General features: G+C 71.3%; 16 protein-coding genes. 11 read left to right on the top strand and 5 right to left on the bottom strand.

Going from position 1 to position 19,895, the window contains the following annotated elements; genetic code table 11:
* Positions 1-107: 107 nt before the first annotated feature.
* Positions 108-287, bottom strand: coding sequence for a hypothetical protein (locus tag QA861_RS06205; RefSeq protein WP_334587193.1), 180 nt, complete (start codon positions 285-287; stop codon positions 108-110).
* Between QA861_RS06205 and QA861_RS06210 the strand changes: the two genes are divergently transcribed.
* Together QA861_RS06210 and QA861_RS06215 are read left to right on the top strand one after the other, a co-directional pair.
* On the top strand, positions 277-2,622 hold the full coding sequence (locus QA861_RS06210) for a ThuA domain-containing protein (RefSeq protein ID WP_334587194.1): 2,346 nt from the start codon (positions 277-279) through the stop codon (positions 2,620-2,622). The genes QA861_RS06205 and QA861_RS06210 overlap by 11 nt on opposite strands.
* Before the next feature lie 47 nt (positions 2,623-2,669).
* Entirely contained in the window at positions 2,670-4,832 is a 2,163-nt protein-coding gene (locus QA861_RS06215) for an OmpL47-type beta-barrel domain-containing protein (RefSeq protein WP_443041549.1), read from the top strand.
* An 81-nt stretch (positions 4,833-4,913) separates the two neighbouring features.
* On the opposite strand, the gene ligD is transcribed toward QA861_RS06215, so the two are convergent.
* The gene (gene ligD, locus QA861_RS06220) at positions 4,914-5,924 is read right to left on the bottom strand and encodes a non-homologous end-joining DNA ligase (protein WP_334587196.1); all 1,011 of its coding nucleotides are present in this window, start codon (positions 5,922-5,924) and stop codon (positions 4,914-4,916) included.
* 74 nt (positions 5,925-5,998) lie between these two features.
* Between ligD and QA861_RS06225 the strand changes: the two genes are divergently transcribed.
* Together QA861_RS06225 and QA861_RS06230 are read left to right on the top strand one after the other, a co-directional pair.
* Positions 5,999-7,069 carry an ATP-dependent DNA ligase gene (locus QA861_RS06225; protein ID WP_334587197.1) on the top strand — a complete coding sequence of 357 codons (1,071 nt, stop codon included), beginning with the start codon at positions 5,999-6,001 and terminating at the stop codon, positions 7,067-7,069.
* Between the two features lie 142 nt (positions 7,070-7,211).
* Entirely contained in the window at positions 7,212-8,210 is a 999-nt protein-coding gene (locus QA861_RS06230; protein ID WP_334587198.1) for a DUF3048 domain-containing protein, read from the top strand.
* Between the two features lie 460 nt (positions 8,211-8,670).
* Here QA861_RS06230 and QA861_RS06235 read toward each other — a convergent pair whose 3' ends face one another.
* The gene (locus QA861_RS06235; protein WP_334587199.1) at positions 8,671-9,402 is read right to left on the bottom strand and encodes an IclR family transcriptional regulator; all 732 of its coding nucleotides are present in this window, start codon (positions 9,400-9,402) and stop codon (positions 8,671-8,673) included.
* 163 nt (positions 9,403-9,565) lie between these two features.
* Entirely contained in the window at positions 9,566-10,039 is a 474-nt protein-coding gene (locus tag QA861_RS06240; protein ID WP_334587200.1) for a MarR family winged helix-turn-helix transcriptional regulator, read from the bottom strand.
* A gap of 222 nt (positions 10,040-10,261) precedes the next feature.
* Between QA861_RS06240 and QA861_RS06245 the strand changes: the two genes are divergently transcribed.
* The 7 genes from QA861_RS06245 to pcaDC are packed head-to-tail and all read left to right on the top strand — an operon-like array spanning position 10,262 to position 16,727.
* Positions 10,262-11,017: a CoA transferase subunit A gene (locus QA861_RS06245; RefSeq protein ID WP_334587201.1), complete on the top strand. Its 756-nt coding sequence runs from the start codon at positions 10,262-10,264 to the stop codon at positions 11,015-11,017.
* A complete protein-coding gene (locus tag QA861_RS06250) occupies positions 11,017-11,664 on the top strand; it encodes a CoA transferase subunit B (protein WP_334587202.1) in 648 nt (215 codons plus the stop codon). Before QA861_RS06245 ends, QA861_RS06250 begins: the two co-directional genes overlap by 1 nt.
* A 5-nt stretch (positions 11,665-11,669) precedes the next feature.
* Positions 11,670-12,872, top strand: a complete 1,203-nt coding sequence (locus tag QA861_RS06255; RefSeq protein WP_334590471.1) for a thiolase family protein — start codon at positions 11,670-11,672, stop codon at positions 12,870-12,872.
* Between the two features lie 9 nt (positions 12,873-12,881).
* Entirely contained in the window at positions 12,882-13,655 is a 774-nt protein-coding gene (gene pcaH, locus QA861_RS06260) for a protocatechuate 3,4-dioxygenase subunit beta (protein WP_334587203.1), read from the top strand.
* On the top strand, positions 13,655-14,236 hold the full coding sequence (gene pcaG / locus QA861_RS06265; RefSeq protein ID WP_334587204.1) for a protocatechuate 3,4-dioxygenase subunit alpha: 582 nt from the start codon (positions 13,655-13,657) through the stop codon (positions 14,234-14,236). Before pcaH ends, pcaG begins: the two co-directional genes overlap by 1 nt.
* Complete coding sequence (gene pcaB, locus QA861_RS06270; protein WP_334587205.1) at positions 14,233-15,588, top strand: 3-carboxy-cis,cis-muconate cycloisomerase; 1,356 nt, start codon at positions 14,233-14,235, stop codon at positions 15,586-15,588. Before pcaG ends, pcaB begins: the two co-directional genes overlap by 4 nt.
* Complete coding sequence (gene pcaDC / locus QA861_RS06275) at positions 15,585-16,727, top strand: bifunctional 3-oxoadipate enol-lactonase/4-carboxymuconolactone decarboxylase PcaDC (RefSeq protein WP_334587206.1); 1,143 nt, start codon at positions 15,585-15,587, stop codon at positions 16,725-16,727. The genes pcaB and pcaDC overlap by 4 nt, the downstream gene beginning before the upstream one ends.
* A gap of 100 nt (positions 16,728-16,827) precedes the next feature.
* Here the strand turns inward: pcaDC and QA861_RS06280 are convergent, their stop codons facing one another.
* A complete protein-coding gene (locus QA861_RS06280; protein ID WP_334587207.1) occupies positions 16,828-19,509 on the bottom strand; it encodes an ATP-binding protein in 2,682 nt (893 codons plus the stop codon).
* Positions 19,510-19,895: the final 386 nt, after the last annotated feature.

Here is a 19,895-nt window from a genome sequence, read left to right on the forward strand (position 1 = left end):
GCCCTATCCCGGTCATACCTCTTGGCGAGCCGCCCAAAGGGGTCTAACTTCCTTTGCGTTTGCTGTGACCGAGGAGGGGTGGGTGGCCACGTGCGGTTCACATCGCATCAGGAATCCAGGCGTTTACGGGAGTTGAGCGCGAGGAGCAGAGGAAGGAACGAGAGCGGGCGGAGACGGGCCTGGACGGCCACGGTCGCCGCATCGGTCGTCACCGCCGGGTTGCTGTCAGGACCCGCCGCGAGCGCCCGGCCGGCACCCGAACCAGCCGCGACAACGATGTCCGTCACTTCGCCGCCCGGTGGCAGCGGGGTACGCGTCCTGGTCTTCCACGGTTCGGCGGCGGCCGGGGACGAGTCGCCGGTCGTCAACGCCGGGATCGAGGCGATCGAGCGGATCGGGCTGTCCGGCCCGGTGGAACAGCGCTTCGACGTCGAGGCGACGGACGACGCCGCCGTGTTCACGGACGGGCCCCGGCTCGGGACCTTCAACTCCATCGTCTTCCTGACGGGGGGCGGTGACGTCCTCGATCCGGAGCAGGAAGCCGGGCTGGAGACGTACATGGAGGCCGGCGGCGGTTTCGTCGGCATCCATGACGCGGCCCGGGCGGAACCGTACTCCGACTGGTTCACCGGCCTGGTGGGCGCCCGGCCGGCGGCGACCAGCCCGACGGCCGTACAGCGGGCCACCATCGAGGTCGGTGACCGGCGGCATCCGGCCACCAGGGAGCTGCCCGTCCAGTGGAAACGGCCGGACCAGTGGCTGAACTGGGTGAAGAACCCCTCCGGTGACGTGCACACCGTGGCCCGGGTGCGCGAGTCGACGTACAAACCCGGTGCGAGCGCCAACGGCTGGGACCACCCGGTGAGTTGGTGCCGTGACTACGACGGCGGACGTTCCTTCTACACCGGCATGGGCGGCACGGTGTCGTCGTACGACGAGGCGGACTTCCGCGGTCATCTGCGCGGGGCGCTGCTGTGGACGACCCGACTGGCGCAGGCCGACTGCAAGGCGACCATCAACGCCAGTTACAAGGCGGAGCGGCTGACCGTACCCAACCAGCCGGGGCGGAGCGACCAGATCGGCGAGCCGCACGGACTGGTGACCGCGCCCGACGGGCGGGTGTTCTACATCGGGCGGGGCGGCGCCGACTCCTCGCAGCCGGTGGTCACCGACTGGAACAACCCGGCCGTCGGCAAGGGCACCGGGCAGATCCACGTCTACGACCCGAGGACCAAAAAGGTCACTCTGGCGGGCGAGTTGACCGTTTTCGGCAACAAGGGCGGCGGAGATGAGCTGATCAAGGTCGAGGAGGGGCTGCTCGGCATCGAGCTGGATCCGTCCTTCGAGCGCAACGGCTGGGTGTATCTCCATTACACGCCCCACTCAAGGATCAACCGCGACACGAGGACGGCCGAGCGGTACGTCTCGCGCTTCACCCTCGACCTCGCCACCAACCGGCTCGACCTGAACAGCGAGAAGGTGCTGCTCAAGTGGCCGGTGCAGATCCACAGTTGCTGTCATGCGGGCGGTGGGATGGCCTGGGACTCCAAGGGCAACCTGTACATCGCGACCGGTGACAACAACTCCAGCCAGTTCAGCGACGGTTACTCCGGCAACAACCCCCAACCCGCCTACAAGGGCGTCTCGTTCGCGGACGCGCGGCGCACCGCCGGCAACACCAACAACCTCAACGGCAAGATCCTGCGCATCCATCCGGAGCCCGACGGCACGTACACGCTCCCCGAGGGCAACCTCTTCACGGGCCGGGAGACCGACGAGGGCGGCGGAAAGACGCGCGGCGAGATCTATGTGATGGGGGTCAGGAACCCGGCCCGTATCTCCGTCGACAAGGCGACCGACACCCTGTACGCGGGCTGGGTCGGCCCGGACGCGAGCGCGCCCTCGACGACCTGGGGCCCGGCGAAGTACGACACGTTCGCCACCATCACCCGGGCGGGCAACCGGGGTTGGCCGTACTGCATGGGCAACAAGCAGCCCTACCGGGACCGCAATCTGCCCGATCCGACGAAGCCGCTGGGCTGGTACGACTGCGACCACCCGAAGAACGAGTCGCCGAACAACGACGGTCTGGTCGACCTGCCGCCCGTCACCGGAAACAACATCTGGTACTCGCCCCAGGGCGGCGCCCCCGACTTCCCCCGCGACGCGAACGGCATCCCGTCCTACAAGCAGGCCGAGAGCACCTATCTGCTGCCGTGGCTGAAGGGCGGCGGCCAGGCCGCGATGAACGGGCCGGTGTACCGCTACGACGCGGCGAGCACGAGCACCACCAAGTGGCCGGCCTACTGGGACGGCAAGTGGTTCGTGGGCGACTTCTACGACGGTGACCAGCCGCGCAACGCGGTGCTCACCGACCCGAAGACCCAGGGCGACGGCGGACTGCCCATCCACTCCGAGTCGTTGAAGAAGATCGTGCCGGTCGGCAACGACGGCATCAAGAACCTCATGGACTGGAAGTTCGGCCCCGACGGCGCGCTCTACGTCCTCGACTACGGCCGGGGCTTCTTCACCTCGGACGCCAAGTCGGCACTGTGGCGGATCACTTACACCGGCGGCGGCCCCACTCCCGCGGCCGGCGACCTCGCGAGGGGAGCGAAGTAGTGCGCAGACGCAGGCAGCTCTGGACGGCCCTGTTGGCGTCCCTGTTCATGGTCCTCGGGCTGGCGTCGGCGGCAGGGGCGCGCACCGCCGCGGAACCCGCCGCCGAGCCGACCGCCGCCGCTCAGGTGCTCACCTGGACGGCGGGTGACGACATCACCAAGTACGCCTCCGTGCCGGTCACGGCGGTGGCGGGCGCGACGACGATCGTCTTCGAGAACAGTGCGGCGACCGGCAACACCATGGGAATGCCGCACACGTTGACGTTCGACGTCTCCGACCCGGAGTACAACAACGACGTTCCGCTCAACATCCTCGCCAACCCGAACGACGACCAGGGCGGCCGGCACACCGCCGAGGTCACGCTCGCCCCCGGCCGTTACCGCTACCACTGCACCATTCCGGGCCACGGCCAGATGCAGGGCATTCTCGTGGTGACCGAGGGCGGCGGCGCGGACACGACGGCCCCGGAGACCTCGGCGACCGTCTCCGGTGCGCAGAACTCGCAAGGCGCGTACGTCGGTTCGGCGAGCGTGGCGATCGGCGCGAGTGACGAGGGTTCCGGCGTCGACCGGGTCGAGTACGCGATCGGCACGGACGGCGCCTGGCAGCCGTACACCGTACCGGTCGTGATCGACCAGGTCGGCGGTCATTCGGTGCGCTACCGGGCGTTCGACAAGGCGGGCAACGCGGCTGCCGAGAAGAGCGTCACGTTCACGGTGGTCCCGCCGCCGACGGATGACACCGCGCCACCGGAGACCTCGGCGACGGTGAGCGGCGAACAGAACCCGGCCGGGGCGTATCTCGACATGGCGACGGTCACCGTCTCCGCGTCGGACACCGGGTCCGGGGTCAACACGGTCGAGTACGCGGTGAACAACGGGAGTTGGCAGCCGTACAGCGGGCCGGTGATGGTGCACCAGGTCGGCAGTCACACCGTCCGGTACCGTGCCACCGACAAGGCGGGCAACGTCTCCCCGGAGAAGAGCGTCGCCTTCACCGTGGTGGCACAGCCAGCCGAGGACACCGTGCCGCCCGTGACCGGGGTGACCGTCGAGGGCACCCGGAACGCGAACGGCGCCTACGTCAACAGCGCCAGGGTGACCGTCAGCGCGACGGACCACGGCGGCTCGGGTGTCGCCACGGTCGAGTACTCACTCGACGGCGGACCCTATCTGGCGTACACCGCGCCGGTGGTCGTCGACCGGGCGGGGGCGCACACCCTGACCTACCGGGCGAGCGACAAGGCGGGCAACAGCAGCGACGCGCGCTCGGTGAGCCTCACGGTCGTGGCGGGTGGCGGGGTCCCGGCGCCCAACTGCCCGGAGTACGACGAGCGGTTGACGGTGATCGTCGGCGCGGTCGACTCCGGGGTCCCCAACCGTGTCACCAACAACCGTTGCCGCATAGGCGAGTTGATCGAGGACGAACGGGAGTGGACGTCCCACGCCCTGTTCCTCAAGCACGTCCGGACCGTCCTCGACCGGCTCTTCAAGGACGGCGCCGTCGACGAACGGGAGGACACGGCGATCGAGGAGGCGGCCCGCGCGTCCGGTATCGGCAGGCCCGGCCAGACCGAGGGGTACCGCACGATCCTCGACGGTACGGCCGCGTCCTTCGCCAAGTGGCAGCAGGTGGGCGGTGGTTCGTTCACGCCGAACGGCGACGGGTCGATCACCAGCAGCACGACGGTCGCGGGGATGGGCATGCTGTGGTTCCCGGAGCGGAAGTACGGCGACTTCTCCCTGAAGCTCCAGTGGCGTGACGACGCGCCGGGCACGGGCAATGCCAACGCCGGTGTCTTCGTGCGGTTCCCGTGGGTCCACGGCCATCCGGAGGAGGACCGGCCCGAGTGGGTCGCCATCAAGTACGGGCATGAGGTGCAGGTGCTCGACCGGCCCGACGGCGACATGTACAAGACGGGCTCGGTCTACGGCTTCGACCGGGTGGGACTCGCTGGGGCCGGCGTCACCCAGAAGGGCACCTGGAACGACTACGAGATCCGCGTGGTCGACCAGCACTACTCGGTGTTCCGCAACGGCGTGCTGATCAACGAGTTCGACAACACCGGCGGCCAGGACTTCACCCCACCGCGCTCGGACGACCCGGGCACGGACGGGCGGCGGTTCGCGTCCGGCTACCTCGGCCTCCAGGTGCACGGCACGACCGATGTGGTCTCGTACCGGGACGTCCGGATCAAGGAACTGTCCTGAACAAGCCTGAGCAAGGGGGTCACCTCCCGTCCGGTGGCGTAACCGCGCCGAACGGGAGGTGCCCCCGCACGGTTGGCCAAGTCACTCCTTGCGGGCCCGACTTGGCTGTACGCGCTTGGGCTCGCCCGGCATCTTCGGGTACTCGGGGGGATACGGCAGGTCACCGAGTCCGTGCTCGTGTTCGTCACGGCGGGCCAGTTCGAGGAGGGTGTCGAGGGAGAACGCGTGATCGTCCATGTCCGCGTGGACGTCACCGAGTTCGGCGAAACGGCCGGGCATGGTCGCGAGGTCGAAGTCGAGTGGCCGCGCGTCCGCCACCTCCTCCCACGTCAACGGCGCCGAGACGGGGGCGTGCGGCCGGGGCCGGACGGAGTAGGCGGAGGCGATGGTGCGGTCGCGGGCGGTCTGGTTGTAGTCGACGAAGATCCGCTCCCCGCGCTCCTCCTTCCACCACTTGGTCGTCACCTGCTGCGGCATCCGCCGCTCCAGCTCCCGCCCGACGGCGATCGCGGCCCGCCGGACCTGGGTGAACGTCCACCGCGGTTCGATCGGCACGAAGACGTGGAGACCCCGCCCGCCGGAGGTCTTCGGCCAGCCACGCAGACCGCCGAACTCATCGAGCACGGCGCGTAGTTCGTGGGCGGCACGCACCGCGTCCTCGTAGTCCGTACCGGGCTGCGGGTCGAGGTCGAGGCGCAGTTCGTCGGGGTGGTCGACATCGGCGCGTCGCACCGGCCAGGGATGGAAGGTGAGGGTGCCGAACTGGGCGGCCCAGAGCACGGCGGCCACTTCGGTCGGGCACATCTCGTCGGCGCTGCGACCGCTGGGAAAGGTGATGTGGGCGGTCGGGATCCAGTCGGGCATGTTCTTGGGCGCCCGCTTCTGGAAGAAGTTCTCGCCGCTCACCCCGTCCGGATAGCGCTCCAGGGTGGTGGGCCGGTCGCGCAGCGCACGCAGAATGCCGGGGCCGACGGCGAGGTAGTACTGGGCGAGGTCGAGCTTGGTGAAGCCGCGCTCCGGAAAGAAGACCTTGTCCGGACTGGACAGCCGCACCGTCCGACCGAACGCTTCCAGCTCCACCGCTTCACCCATGCGAGCCACGGTAGGCGTACCGCGCGAAGCTCGCATACCGGGCGACAACGGTCATGGACGCGCAGAATCGAACCATGGATCTCCCGGTCATGCCCCCCGTGAAGCCCATGCTCGCCAAGTCCGTGGCGCGGATCCCCCCGGACATGCAGTACGAGGCGAAGTGGGACGGCTTCCGGGCGATCGTGTTCCGTGACGGAGCCGAAATCGAGGTCGGCAGCCGTACCGGCAAATCGCTGACCAGGTATTTTCCGGAGCTGGTGGCGGCGCTGCGGGAGCGGTTGCCCGAGCGGTGTGTGGTGGACGGCGAGATCGTGATCGCGCTCGGCGGGCGCCTCGACTTCGACGCGCTGACCGAGCGTATCCACCCCGCCGAGTCCCGGGTGCGGACGCTGGCCGAGCGGAACCCGGCCTCGTTCGTCGCGTTCGATGTGCTGGCACTGGCCGACGAGTCGCTCGTCGACGTCCCGCTGGCCGACCGGCGCGCGCTGCTCACCATGGCCTTGTCCGGAGTGACCCCGCCTGTTCATGTGGCGCCGGCGACCACCGACATCGAGGTGGCGCGGCGGTGGTTCGAGCAGTACGAGGGGGCTGGCCTCGACGGTGTCATCGCCAAGCCGCTCACCCTGCGCTACCGGCAGGACGAGCGGGTGATGTTCAAGGTCAAGCACGAGCGGACGGCGGATGTCGTGGTCGCCGGGTACCGTCTGCACAAGAGCGGTCCGATCGTGGGCTCGCTGCTGCTCGGGCTGTACGACGCCCGGGGCACCCTCCAGCATGTCGGGGTGAGCGCGGCGTTTCCGATGAAGCGGCGGGCCGAACTCGTCGAGGAACTGGAGCCGCTGCGGCTGGCGGACGTCGGCGAGCATCCGTGGGCCGCCTGGACGGACGAGACGGCGCACGAGTCGGCGCGGCTGCCGGGGGCGCCGAGCCGCTGGTCCACGAAGAAGGACTTCTCGTGGATCCCGCTGCGGCCCGAACTGGTGGCCGAGGTGGCGTACGACCACATGGAGAACGGGGCGCGCTTCCGGCACACGGCCCGTTTCCGCCGCTGGCGCCCGGACCGTACGGCCGACAGCTGCACGTACGACCAACTGGAGGAGCCGGTGGGGTACGACCTCGCGGAGATTCTCGGGCCGCAGGACTGAGGTCACCCTTGGACCACCTCCTCCGTGGGCCGTTCGGCCCCTATAACACGCGCGATCAGAACCGATCGGGTATGGCCACCAATGACCGGATAAGCGCACAATCGTAGACACGGACTTGGTGGCGACGGTGGGTATGCGACAGATGACGCGAACGACACGGACGTGGCGGCACGGAACGGTCGCGGCGGCGCTGGTGGCCGCCACCGTGACGGCCTCTCTGATGGCCGGCTGCACGAGCGGTGGCCGCCCCTCCGACGACGGACGCGGGCAGACCCACAGCCGGAGCGAGGAGCCCGACCACCCCGAATCGCACGCTCCGGCGAGCGCCGGCCCAGTACTCGCCGTGAAGATCGACAACGTCCCGGGGGCCCGCCCCCAGACCGGCCTGGAGGCGGCGGACATCGTGTACGCCGAGCAGGTCGAGGGCGGCCTGAGCCGGCTGATGGCGATCTACGCGACCCGGCTGCCGGAGGCCGTCGGGCCGGTGCGCAGCGCACGCGAGTCCGATCTGGAGCTGCTGGGTCAGTTCGACAAGCCGACGCTCGCCTTCTCCGGGGCCCAGCGCAAGCTGCTGCCGCTGATCGACCGGGCGCCACTGACGGCCGAGCCCCCGGAGTCGGCGGCTTCCGGCGCCTACTACCGGGGCACAGACAGGGCGGCGCCGCACAACCTGTATCTGCGGCCGCAGAAGCTGGTCGGCACCGCCCCCGGAGCGGACGCGCTGACCACCGGCTTCCGCTACGGCGCCGCGCCCGAGGGCGGCGCCCCGGAGAAGTCGCGCACCGTCCGCTTCCCGTCGGCGCGCTTCACGTTCACCTGGTCCGCGGAGCGGCACGGCTGGCTGGTGTCGATGGACGGCACCCCGACCGTCGCGGGCGACGGCAAGCGGATCGCCGCCCCGACGGTCGTCGTGCAGTACGTGAAGGTGCGCGAGTCGCGCTTCCACGACGTGCTCGGCAACAACTCGCCGTACACCCAGTCCGTGGGCTCGGGCCGGGCCCAAGTACTGCGTGACGGGCGGGCCTTCGACGTCAAGTGGCGGCGTGCGGCGGCCCCGGACGGGACGGACTTCACGACGGCGGCCGGTACGCCGGTGAACTTCGCGAAGGGGCAGGTGTGGGTACTGTTCGCGAGGGCCTGACGAGGCAGCCCATCGCCCTGTGCGCGAAGCGCTGCCCCGGACCGGCCGCCCCACCGCAGTCCCCCACATCGCCCCGGCGGCACCAAGCACAGCACCCGCCCCTCCACGACACGCAGCGGGCAGCGGGCACCGGGCACCGGGCACCGGGCACCGGGCACCGGGCACCGGGCACCGGGCACCGGGCACCGGGCACCGGGCACCGGGCACCGGGCACCGGCCACCGGGCACCGGCCACCGGCCACCGGCCACCGGCCACCGGCCACCGGCCACCGGCCACCGGCCACCGGCCACCGGCCACCGGGCACCGGGCACCGGGCACCGGGCACCGGGCACCGGGCAGCGGGCAGCGGGCAGCGGGCAGCGGGCAGCGGGCAGCGGGCAGCGGCACGCAACCATGCCCGCGCGGGCGCGACCACCTCCAGCGGAGCCGGGTCGAACAGCGCAGCCGGCGGAGCCCTCCTCAGGCCTCGAACGGCAGTCCCGCCCGCGACAGTTCCCCCGCTGCCTCGCGCAGCGCCGCCTCGAACCGTGTCACCCGCTCCGGGGTGAACCGCGTGCTCGGGCCGCCGAAGGACAGCGCGGCCAGTACAGCCCCGCTCCTCCCCCGCACCGGCACGGCCACCGCCGACAGCCCCTCCTCGCGTTCGCCGTGACTCACGGCGTACCCGTGATCGCGGGCCTCCTCGATCCAGGTCCGGAGGGTCGCCAGATGTCCGGCCCCGTACGGTGAGGCCTGCGCGACCCGCAGCAGCAGCCCGTCCGAGGCGTCCAGCAGCAGCGCCTTGGCCACGCCGCCCGCCCACAGCGGGAGTTCGTCGCCGACCCGCACGACCTGGCGCAGCGCCTGCGGACCCTCCTCCTGGGCGATGCAGACGCGGTGGATGTCCCGGCGCACATACAGGTGCACGGTCTCCTTGTGCTCGGCGGCGAGGTCGCGCAGCAGTGCCCGGGCCGCGGCCGGCAGCCGCCAGGCCTGCTCGGCGAGCCGGGACCAGCGCAGCAGGGCGGGGCCCGCGAGGTAGCGGCCGTGCTCGTCGACCCAGAGCAGGCCGTTGAGCCGCAGGGTCTGGAGCAGTCGCAGCACCGTGGTCTTGGGCAGCCCGGAGGCGCTGACGATCTCGCGGAGGGACAGCGCGGGCCGGATCTCGTCGAAGAGCCCCAGGATGTCGATGGCCCGCTGGACGGTACGCATCCCCGCGGGTTCGGACTCTGCCGGGCCTCCTGTCCCGGATCCTCCGGCTGCCATCCCTGTTCCTCCTCGGCTCCGGACCGCCCCACGTCCGGGCCGCGGTCTCGCCTCGCACGGTATCCGCTCCAGGTCCGCTGAGCGGACCCGGCCTGCCGCGGAAGCGCGGTCAGCGCGGGGAGCTGGGGGAGGCGAGAGGTTCCACCGGGTTGCGCAGCCCCTCCGCCGCGTCGGCCACGCGCTGGATGAGGTCGAGGAAGACGGTCTGTTCGTCGGCGGAGAGCGGGGCCAGGAAGACCTGGTTCATCCGGGCCGTCCGTACGGTCAGCTTGCGGTGCGTACGCACCCCGTCCTCCGTGGGGCGCAGCAGCGAGCGGCGGCCGTCCTCCGGGTCGCGCACCTTGTCGATGAGTTCGCGGCGGCCGAGCCTGCTGACGACCTCGGCGACCGTGGACCGGTCGAGGCCCACCCGCTCCCCGACCGTGCGCTGGTCGAGGCCCGGTTCGGCGACCAGCGCGTTCAGGACCGCGAACTGCGGCGAGGTGATCTCCTCGGAGACCATCGTGTTCCACAGCAGGTAGTGCGCCTGCTGCAGCCGCCGGGCGAGGTGCCCGGGGTGGGTGGAGAGGTCCACCGCGGCCATGTCCGCTCCTGGGATCGTCGTCTTCTGAGGGCAGAATTTAGTTGGTGTACTGACGATACAGTCCCAGCCATCTCCATGTCTCCCGTCTGGACACACCTGACTCCACGTGCTGTTTTCTCACGACTCTTGACGCCGTGTCCGACGAGTGGCAGCGTGAGGGAAACCTTGCCGAAATACTCAGTGCCCTGAGTAATTGCGCTCGGAAGAGATGGGGCTACACGGATGGACAAGGTGGTCGCCACAGCCTTGGAGGCGGTGGCCGATGTGCCGGACGGCGCGTCGCTCGCGGTGGGTGGTTTCGGACTCAGTGGAGTTCCGAACGTGCTGATCGCGGCGTTGTACGAGCGCGCGGTCTCGGGGCTGTCGGTGGTGTCCAACAACTGCGGGGCCATGGAGTCGGGTCTCGCGGTGCTGCTTGCGGCGGGCCGGATCGCCCGCGTCACCGGGTCGTACATCGGTGCGAACAAGGAGTTCGCCCGCCAGTACCTGGCCGGTGAGCTGGAGGTCGAGATGATCCCGCAGGGCACGCTCGCCGAGCGGCTGCGCGCCGGCGGGTCGGGTATTCCCGCCTTCTACACGCCCGCCGGGGTCGGCACCCAGGTCGCGGAGGGCGGTCTGCCCTGGCGGTACGACGGCTCGGGCGGTGTGGCTCTGGCGTCACCGCCGAAGGAGGTACGGGAGTTCGACGGCACGCAGTACGTGCTGGAGCGCGCCATCCGTACCGACTTCGCGCTGGTGCGGGCCGCAAGGGGCGACCGGCACGGCAACCTGGTCTTCAACAAGTCCACCCGGAACTTCAACCCCCTCGCGGCCATGGCCGGCCGGATCACGGTCGCCGAGGTCGAGGAGCTGGTCGAGCCCGGCGAGATCGGCCCGGACGCGGTGCATCTGCCGGGCATCTTCGTGCAGCGAGTGATCGCACTGACGCCCGAACAGGTGGCCGACAAGCGGATCGAGCAGCGGACGGTGAGCAGCTGATGGCCTGGACCAGGGAAGAGATGGCCGCCCGGGCCGCGCGGGAACTGCGCGACGGGCAGTACGTGAACCTGGGCATCGGTCTGCCGACGCTGATCCCCAACTACCTCCCCGCCGATGTCGAGGTGATCCTGGAGTCGGAGAACGGCATCCTGGGCACCGGCCCCTATCCGGCCGAGGGCCAGGTCGACCCCGATCTGATCAACGCGGGCAAGGAGACGGTGACCGTCCTGCCGGGCGCCTCCTTCTTCGACTCGGCGCTCTCCTTCGGGATGATCCGGGGCGGGCACATCGACGTCGCCGTACTGGGCGCGATGCAGGTGTCCGCCGGGGGTGACCTGGCGAACTGGGCGATTCCGGGCAAGCTGATCACCGGGATCGGCGGTGCCATGGACCTGGTGCACGGGGCTCGTACGGTCATCGTGGTCATGACGCACACCGCGAAGGACGGCTCCCCGAAGATTTTGGAGCAGTGTGAACTGCCGCTCACCGGCAAGGCATGTGTGAACCGGGTCATCACCGACCTGGGTGTTCTCGATGTCACCGGCGACGGGCTGGTGCTGGTGGAGACCGCGCCGGGCGTCACCGTCGAGGAGATCGTGGCGAAGACCGCCGCGAAGGTCCGTACCCCGGAGGAGATCCAGCCGTGAGCCGTCTGAAGGACGTCTACATCGTCGACGCCGTACGCACCCCGATCGGCCGCTACAACGGCGCCCTGGCCGGTGTCCGTCCGGACGACCTCGCCGCGCACGCCATCCGTGAACTCCTCGCCCGTACGCCCGGTCTGGACCCCTCCCGTGTCGATGACGTCTACTTCGGCAACGCCAACGGCGCCGGTGAGGACAACCGCAACGTCGCCCGTATGGCCGGTCTGCTCGCCGGACTGCCCACCTCCGTCCCCGGCGTCACCGTCAACCGGCTGTGCGCCTCGGGCCTGGAAGCGGTGATCCAGGCCGCCCGTGCCATCGCCGTCGGCGACGCCTCCATCGTGCTCGCGGGCGGTGTGGAGTCCATGACCCGCGCCCCCTACGTCCTGCCCAAGAACGACCGGCCCTTCCCCGCCGGGCACACCGAGCTGTACTCGACGACGCTCGGCTGGCGTATGACCAACCCGAGGATGGACCCGCGCTGGACCATCCCGCTGGGTGAGTCCGCCGAACTCATCGCCGACAAGCACAAGATCACCCGCGAGCAGCAGGACGAGTTCGCCCTCACCAGCCACCGCAAGGCCGCCGCCGCCCAGCAGACAGGCCTGTTCGACGCCGAACTCGCACCCGTCCCCATCCCGCAGCGCAAGGGTGACCCGGTCACCTTCGCCGCCGACGAATCGGTACGCGCCGACGCCTCCCTGGCAGCCATGGCCAAGCTCAAGCCGTCCTTCCGTACGGACGGCGGCACCGTCACGGCCGGCAACGCCTCCCCCCTCAACGACGGCGCCGCCGCTCTCCTCCTGGTCGACGAGGAAGGCCTGAAGGCCACCGGCCGCGAACCTCTCGCCCGCGTGTCGGCGACCGGCGTCTCCGCGATCGACCCGGACTACTTCGGCCTCGCTCCCGTAGAAGCCGTCAACCGGGCACTCGCCAAGGCGGGCAAGGCATTTGACGAGCTGTCAACTCTCGAACTGAACGAGGCGTTCGCCGCCCAGGTCGTCGGCTGCGTCGCCGAATGGCCCGAGTTCGACCCGGCGGTCCTCAACCCGCAGGGCGGCGCCATCGCCCTCGGCCACCCGCTCGGCGCCTCCGGTGCCCGGCTCGCCGGGACCGTCGCCCACCAACTCGCCCGCAAGGGCACGGGAGTCGGTGTCGCCACCCTCTGCATCGGCGTGGGCCAGGGTCTCGCCCTCGTCCTCGAACGCTAGGAACTCCCCATGGCTCTCTCCCAGTCGGACATCGACACCGAGGTCAGCGACCTCCAGGACGCCTACGACAAGGCGGTCGCGGAAGGCGCGCCCGTGCAGAACCATCCGCCGCGCGACTACGCCCCGTACCGCAGCTCGGTGCTGCGGTACCCGAAGCAGCCGCTGGTCGCGGTGAGCGGTGGGGACCCCGAGACGGTCGAGCTGTCGGGGCCGGTGTTCGGAGTCACCGACATCACCGAGATCGACAGCGACCTGACCATCCAGCACCAGGGCGAGCCGCTCGGCGAGCGCATCACCGTCTCCGGCCGGCTCCTCGACCGGGACGGGCGCCCCGTGCGCGGTCAGCTGATCGAGCTGTGGCAGGCCAACGCCTCCGGCCGATACGCGCATCTGCGGGACCAGCACCCGGCGCCGCTCGACCCCAACTTCACCGGTGTGGGACGGGTCCTGACAGACGATCAGGGACGGTACCGGTTCACCACGATCAAGCCGGGCGCCTACCCGTGGCGCAACCACACCAACGCCTGGCGCCCGGCGCACATCCATTTCTCCGTCTTCGGCACTGCCTTCACCCAGCGCCTCGTCACCCAGATGTACTTCCCGAACGACCCGCTGTTCCGCTACGACCCGATCCTGCGCTCGGTGACCGACGAGGCCGCCCGTAACCGGCTGGTCGCGCAGTACAACCACGACCTGTCGCAGCCCGAGTTCTCGCTCGGCTACGAGTGGGACATCGTCCTCGACGGTCCCTCCGCCACCTGGATCGAAGAAGGCCGCGACTGATGAGCGTCTCCCCTCCCTCCCCGGAGAACCTCCTCCCCACCCCGTCCCACACCGTGGGCCCCTTCTACGGGTACGCGCTCCCCTTCCCCGAGGGCGAGCAGGTCGCGCCCAAGGGCCACCCGGACACGATCACCCTTCACGGACACGTCCTGGACGGCGAGGGGAACCCGATCCCCGACGCCCTGCTGGAGTTCTGGCAGGCCGCGCCCGACGGCTCCCTCGCCGGAGCCCCCGGATCCCTGCGCCGGGACCCGGTGACGGGCGGCTTCCTGGGCCGCAACGGCACCGACTTCACGGGCTTCGGGCGGGTCGCCACCGACGCCGACGGGCACTACGCGCTGTACACACTGCCCCCGGGCAACTCCGGGCTGCCGTACATCAGCGTGTGCGTGTTCGCGCGCGGCCTGCTGACCCACCTGTACACGCGTGCGTATCTCGCGGACGGCGCCGACGCGCTGCTCGACTCCCTGTCGGCCGAGCGGCGCGCCACGCTGGTCGCCGCCGAGGGCGATCGGCGCACGTACCGTTTCGACATCCGCCTTCAGGGCGAGGGCGAAACGGTCTTCCTGGAGTTCGAGTGACACCACTTGCCGATTCCGACGCCGACACCGGCCTGCTCTCGCCCGGGTGGGCCGGCTCCCCGGCGGCCTCCGCGTCGAGCGACACCGCGTATCTGCGCGCGCTGCTCGACGCGGAGGCCGCGCTGACCCGTGCGCAGGCCGGGCTGGGGCTGGTGCCGGAGGAAGCGGCCACGGCGGTCGACGCGGCAGCCGATGACGCCTCCGGCTTCGACGTCCGGTCGATCGCGCTGCGCGCCCGGTCCGGCGGCAACCCGGTGATCCCGCTGGTCGCGGACCTGACAGCGGCGGTGGGCGCGGAGTACGGGCCGTACGTCCACCGGGGTGCGACCAGCCAGGACATCCTGGACACGGCGACGATGCTGGTCGCCGCCCGCACCCTGGACCTGATCCGGACGGACCTCGACCGCACCGCGCAAGCCCTGGCCCGCATGGCAGCCGTCCACCGCGACACCCCGATGCCGGGCCGCACGCTCACCCAGCACGCCGTACCGACGACCTTCGGGCTGAAGGCGGCCGGCTGGCGCTCCCTGGTCCTGGACGCCCGGGACCGGGTGACGGCCGTGCGTCGGAGTCTCCCCGCCCAACTCGGCGGCGCCGCAGGTACCTTGGCCGCGTTCACCGTCTTCGGCGCGGGTGACGCTCCGGTCGACACCCAGGCCCTGGTCGCCGCCTACTCCCGTGAACTCGGGCTCGCCGAACCCGTGTTGCCCTGGCACACCCTGCGCACCCCGGTCGCGGATCTCGCCGGAGCGCTCGCCTTCACGGCCGGCGCCCTCGGCAAACTCGCCGCCGATGTGCTGACGTCGGCCCGGACGGAGATCGCCGAGGTCTCCGAGGGCAGCGGCGGGGGTTCGTCGGCGATGCCGCACAAGGCCAATCCCGTACGGTCGACACTGATCGCCGCCGCGGCCCGGCGAGCCCCGCAGCTCGCGGCCACCCTGTACGGCGCGCTCGTCGCCGAGGACGAGCGTCCGGCGGGGGCCTGGCACGCCGAGTGGGAGCCGCTCAGGGAACTGCTCCGGGTCGCCGGGGGCGCGGCCCGGGACGCCGTGGAGCTGACGGAGGGGTTGCGCGTGCACCCGGAGGTCATGCGTCAACACCTGGGCCTCACCCACGGGTTGATCGTCTCCGAGCGGCTGGCCGCCGAACTCTCGCCCGTGCTGGGCCGCGCCCGCGCTAAAGAGCTGCTCACCCAGGTGGCCGCCCGGACCCACACCGAGGGCCGGACACTCGCCGAACTCCTGGCCGAGGAGCCCGAGTTGAAGGATCTGCCCCTCAACGACCTGACCGACCCCGCCCGTTACACCGGCTCCGCCGGAGCCCTCACCGACCGTGCTCTGGAGCGACCGTGACCGACAAGCTGCCGCACCACTGTGTCGAGGGCTCCGCCACCGCTCCCCCGCTGCTGCTCGGGCCCTCGCTCGGGACGTCGTACGCCCTGTGGGACAAGGTGGCGCCCGAGCTGTCCGTCACTCACCGGGTGGTCCGCTGGGACCTGCCCGGGCACGGGGGTTCGGCGCCCGGGCTGATCGGGCCCGGGGCCACCGTCGGTGACCTGGCCGCGCTCGTGCTGGCGCTCGCCGACTCGCTCGGCATCGACCGATTCGCCTACGCGGGCGTGTCGTTGGGCGGTGCGGTCGGCCTGTATCTCGCCGTCCACCACCCGGAGCGGGTGTCGTCGCTCGCCGTCCTGTGCTCCTCGGCCCACTTCAACGGCAGCAGGCCGTGGGAGGAACGGGCCGCGCTGGTACGGAGCGAGGGGCTGACCGGACTCGCGGACAGCGCCGACGCCCGCTGGTTCACGCCCGGGTTCACCGTGCCGGAGCTGGTCGCGGATCACCGCAGCGCCGATCCGGACGCGTATGCCGCCTGCTGCGACGCGCTCGGCGCCTTCGACCTGCGTGACCGGCTGGCCGAGATCGAGGTGCCCACGCTGCTCGTCGCAGGACGGCAGGACCCGGCCACTCCCCCGGCCCATCTGCGGGAGATCGCGGACGCGGTGCCGGGTGCCACGCTCGTCGAACTGCCGGGCGCCTCGCACCTGGCCGTCGCGCAGTGCCCGGAGGCCGTACTGGCCGCGCTGCGCCCCCACTTCGGGGCGGCTCCCCGACGGGGCATGGAGGTGCGTCGGCAGGTGCTCGGCGACACACACGTGGACCGGGCGCAGGCGCGGCAGACGCCCTTCACGGCCCGCTTCCAGGACTTCATCTCGCGCTACGCGTGGGGCGAGATCTGGACCGACCCGACGCTCACCCGGCGCGAGCGCAGCATGATCACACTCACCGCGCTGGTCGCCCACGGCCACTACGACGAGCTGGCGATGCACGTCCGCGCGGCCCGCCGTAACGGGCTGACCCCCGAGGAGATCGGCGCGGTACTCCTCCAGACGGCCGTCTACTGCGGAGTCCCGGCGGCCAACTCGGCGTTCGCCGCGGCCCAGCGCGTCCTCGCGGAAGAGGACGGCCCGGAAGAGGACAGCGCGGAAGGGTGACCCTGGTGGTCGTGGGTACGACGACCGGGTGCGCGGGGGCCTGGAGAAGGTCACCGAGCAGTTGCTCCGGACCTGACCGGCGCACCGGGCACCCCGGCCGTCAGCGCAGTCCCCGGCCGCCCTCCAGGACATCTCTCGCCTGGGCGACCAGGCCGTCCGCGCCGCACGACTTGGCCAGGGTCAGGCCGCGCTGGATCTCGGCGATCGAGCGGGCGGCGATGCCGTACTCGACGCGGGCCGCGGCGTGTTCGTACTGGCAGGGTGAGGCCTCCAGGTAGGCGACCGCCTGGGCGGCCAGGCGTACCGCCCGCTGGCCGGTCTCCAGGGCCGCCGCGCAGCGCAGGGCCTCGCCGATGGCGGTGTCCGTGCCGAAGCGTTCGGCGTACCGGCGGGCGTCGGCCGCCAGCACGGCGGCCCGGAGCGGGTCCTCCGTGGCCAGCGCCCGGGCGAGGTCGACGGCCCAGGTGGCGAGCACCGGGTTGTGGAAGCCACGCCCGGTGGCCGCCTTCTCCGCGGCCTCCAACTCGTTGATGCCCTCCTTCTTGCGGCCGACGGCGATGAGCAGCCGGCCGCGTACGGCGCGGGGTTCGGGCAGCACGATGGTGGACGGGTAGGGCGGCGCGAACCCGTACTGCTCGGCGACCGCCCAGGCCTCCTGGACATGGCCGCGGGCGAGCAGTGTGTCGACGAGGTTGCAGGTCGCCGACCAGTACAGGGGCAGGCCCCGCCCGACGCGTTCGGCCAGGCGCAGGGACTCGCGCAGTGAGGTCTCCGCCTCTCTGAGGCGGCCCCGCCTACGGTGTCCGAGACCGACGTACGCATGGGCGAGGGAGAGATGGCCGCCGCTCCAGCCCGCCGTCTCGTAGGCGCGCAGGGCGTCCATGTAGAGCGCCTCGGCACGGTCGAGACGGTCGGTGTAGGCGTAAGCGCAGGCCAGCATCATCGGCAGCTCGATGCCCCACTCGGGGTCGGTCCAGCCGAGTCCGGGCGCGAGGCGGCCGTTGACGAGGGCGCGGTCGCACACCTCCACGACCTCCTCCGCGTTCTCGCCGCGCGACATGGCGTCGAAGCCGCGCAGCATGAGCAGCGCGCGCTCGGAGTTGTCCCGGCCGGTGCAGGGGCGGGCGAGGTCGGCGAGGCGCTCGGAGCGGCCCGGCACGGCCACATCGGCTCCGTGGAGGCCCTCCAGCATGAAGTGCACGCCCTGCAGGCGCATCCGGGCGGGGCCCGGCTGATGCCGGGCGGCCTCCGCCTCGACCGTACGGACGGCTGCCTCCGACTGGCCGTTGTGCAGCAGGGCCTGCGAGAGCCGGACGATCGCGTCGACGCGCAGGTCACCCTCCAGGCCGGGCATCGCGAGCGCGGTCTGGAGATGCTGGATGGTGGTGGCGGGCGCCGTGAGGAGGGTGGCGCAGCCCAGTTCGAAGAGCACATACGCGTGGCTCTCGGGCCTGGGCGGTTCGAGCAGGGCGCGCTCCAGACAGCGGCGGGCCGCGTCCGGGGCGCCGACCGCCTGATGCTCGCGGGCCGCCTCCCGCAGCTGGTCGACGAGTTCCTCGTCGTCGTCCGGATACACATGGAGGAGATGGTGGGAGGCCGCGGCGGCGCCGAGCCCGGACTCGGTGACGACCTGGGCGGCGATGCCGTGCATGGCGGTGCGCATGCCGTCCGGGATGGAGTCGTAGACGGCGGTGGCGATCAGCGGGTGGACGAACTCCAGTTCGCCGTCGGCGACTTGGCCGGCCATCAGCTGGGGCTCGGTGAGGATGCGGGCGCCGCACAGGAGATTGGCGCAACGGTAGGCCTCGTCCGTGCTGAGGGTGGCGAGCCGGGCCACGAGGTCCACGGAGATGCCCTTGCCGAGAATGGCCGCCGCCCAGGCGAAGCGGGTGGCTTCGACGCCGAGTTCCTCCAGGCGGGCGACGAGGCCACCGCCGCGTGCCGCGTTGTTGAGTTCGCGCAGCCGGCCGCAGGATGCCTCGACCGGGGCGAGTCGGGCGTCCTGGACCTTGGCGAGGAGTTCGACGGTCTCGTACGGGTTGCCGCCGGTGACCGCCCACACCTCGCGGCAGAACGGGGCGTCCGCGTGCGGGCCGAGGGTCGTGCGGGTGAGTCCGGCGGCGGCTGCGGGGGTGAGGGCGTCGAGCGTGGCGACGGGGCCGGCCGCCCGGGCGATCGCCTCCAGGTGGTCGGCGCTGGCGCCGGTGGCCTCGCCTGGCCTGCGGGCGACCACGACGAGGACGGACAGGTCGTCGAGCCGCTCGGCGAACGCGGCCAGCCAGCGCAGGGTCTCCTGGTCGGCCCACTGGGCGTCGTCGATGAGCAGGACGAGCGGCCAGTCACGCTTGGCGAGCCGCCGTACGGCCGCGACCAGGCCGTCGCACACACCCTGCGGGTCGGCCTGGCGGTCGCCGGGTTCGGTGATGCCGAGGGCGGGGCCGGCGATGTCGTACCAGTCGCCGAGGTACTCGCGGGCCTCCTCCGGCATCAGTGACACCAACGCGGGCTGGAGCAGCTGCCGTACGACGTTGAAGGGGACGGACTTGAGTGTCTCGCCGCCACGTGCCGACCACACCGTGCAGTTGCGCCGCTCGGCGATGCGCCGGGTCTCGGCCATCAGCGCGGTCTTGCCGAGGCCCGCCTCGGCGGTGAAGAGCACCAGATTGCCCGAGGAGGCGCTGTCGGCGCGCAGGGCGTCGATCGCCCGGCCGAGGGCGGCGACTTGTGTGTCGCGCTCCCACAGGGCGGCAGAGCCGGCCGTCCCGGGCAGTTCCTCCGTCATCCCGCTACCTCCCCAAGTCGCCTGAACGACGTACAGAACCCGAGAGTAGCCGTCCGGCTGCCGCGGTGGAGGCGGGTCCGCGCAGGTAGTGCCGGGACGAGTGACAGGGAGGGCGACAGGGCGACGCGGCAGGCCCGCCACCAGCCGTCGTCGAGGTGATGGTTCGTCAACATCCGCTGGGACACAGCTGGTTTGTCGACGGCGGGGGGCGCGCCTCCGTCGGGTCGTGGTTCTTCGGGCCGACCTGTCCGCACCTCTGGAGAGGATCACCGCGCGGCTCCCCTCTTCACCCGGGAAGGTGGCGGCGAGGCGGAGGCGACGGTGCGGACGTGAACATCGTCCGTACTGGCGTTCCCCTTCGGTCGGCGCGGTGGAGGCGGCGGGCG

It is taken from the genome of Streptomyces sp. B21-083 (assembly GCF_036898825.1).
In the GTDB taxonomy this organism is placed as follows: domain Bacteria; phylum Actinomycetota; class Actinomycetes; order Streptomycetales; family Streptomycetaceae; genus Streptomyces.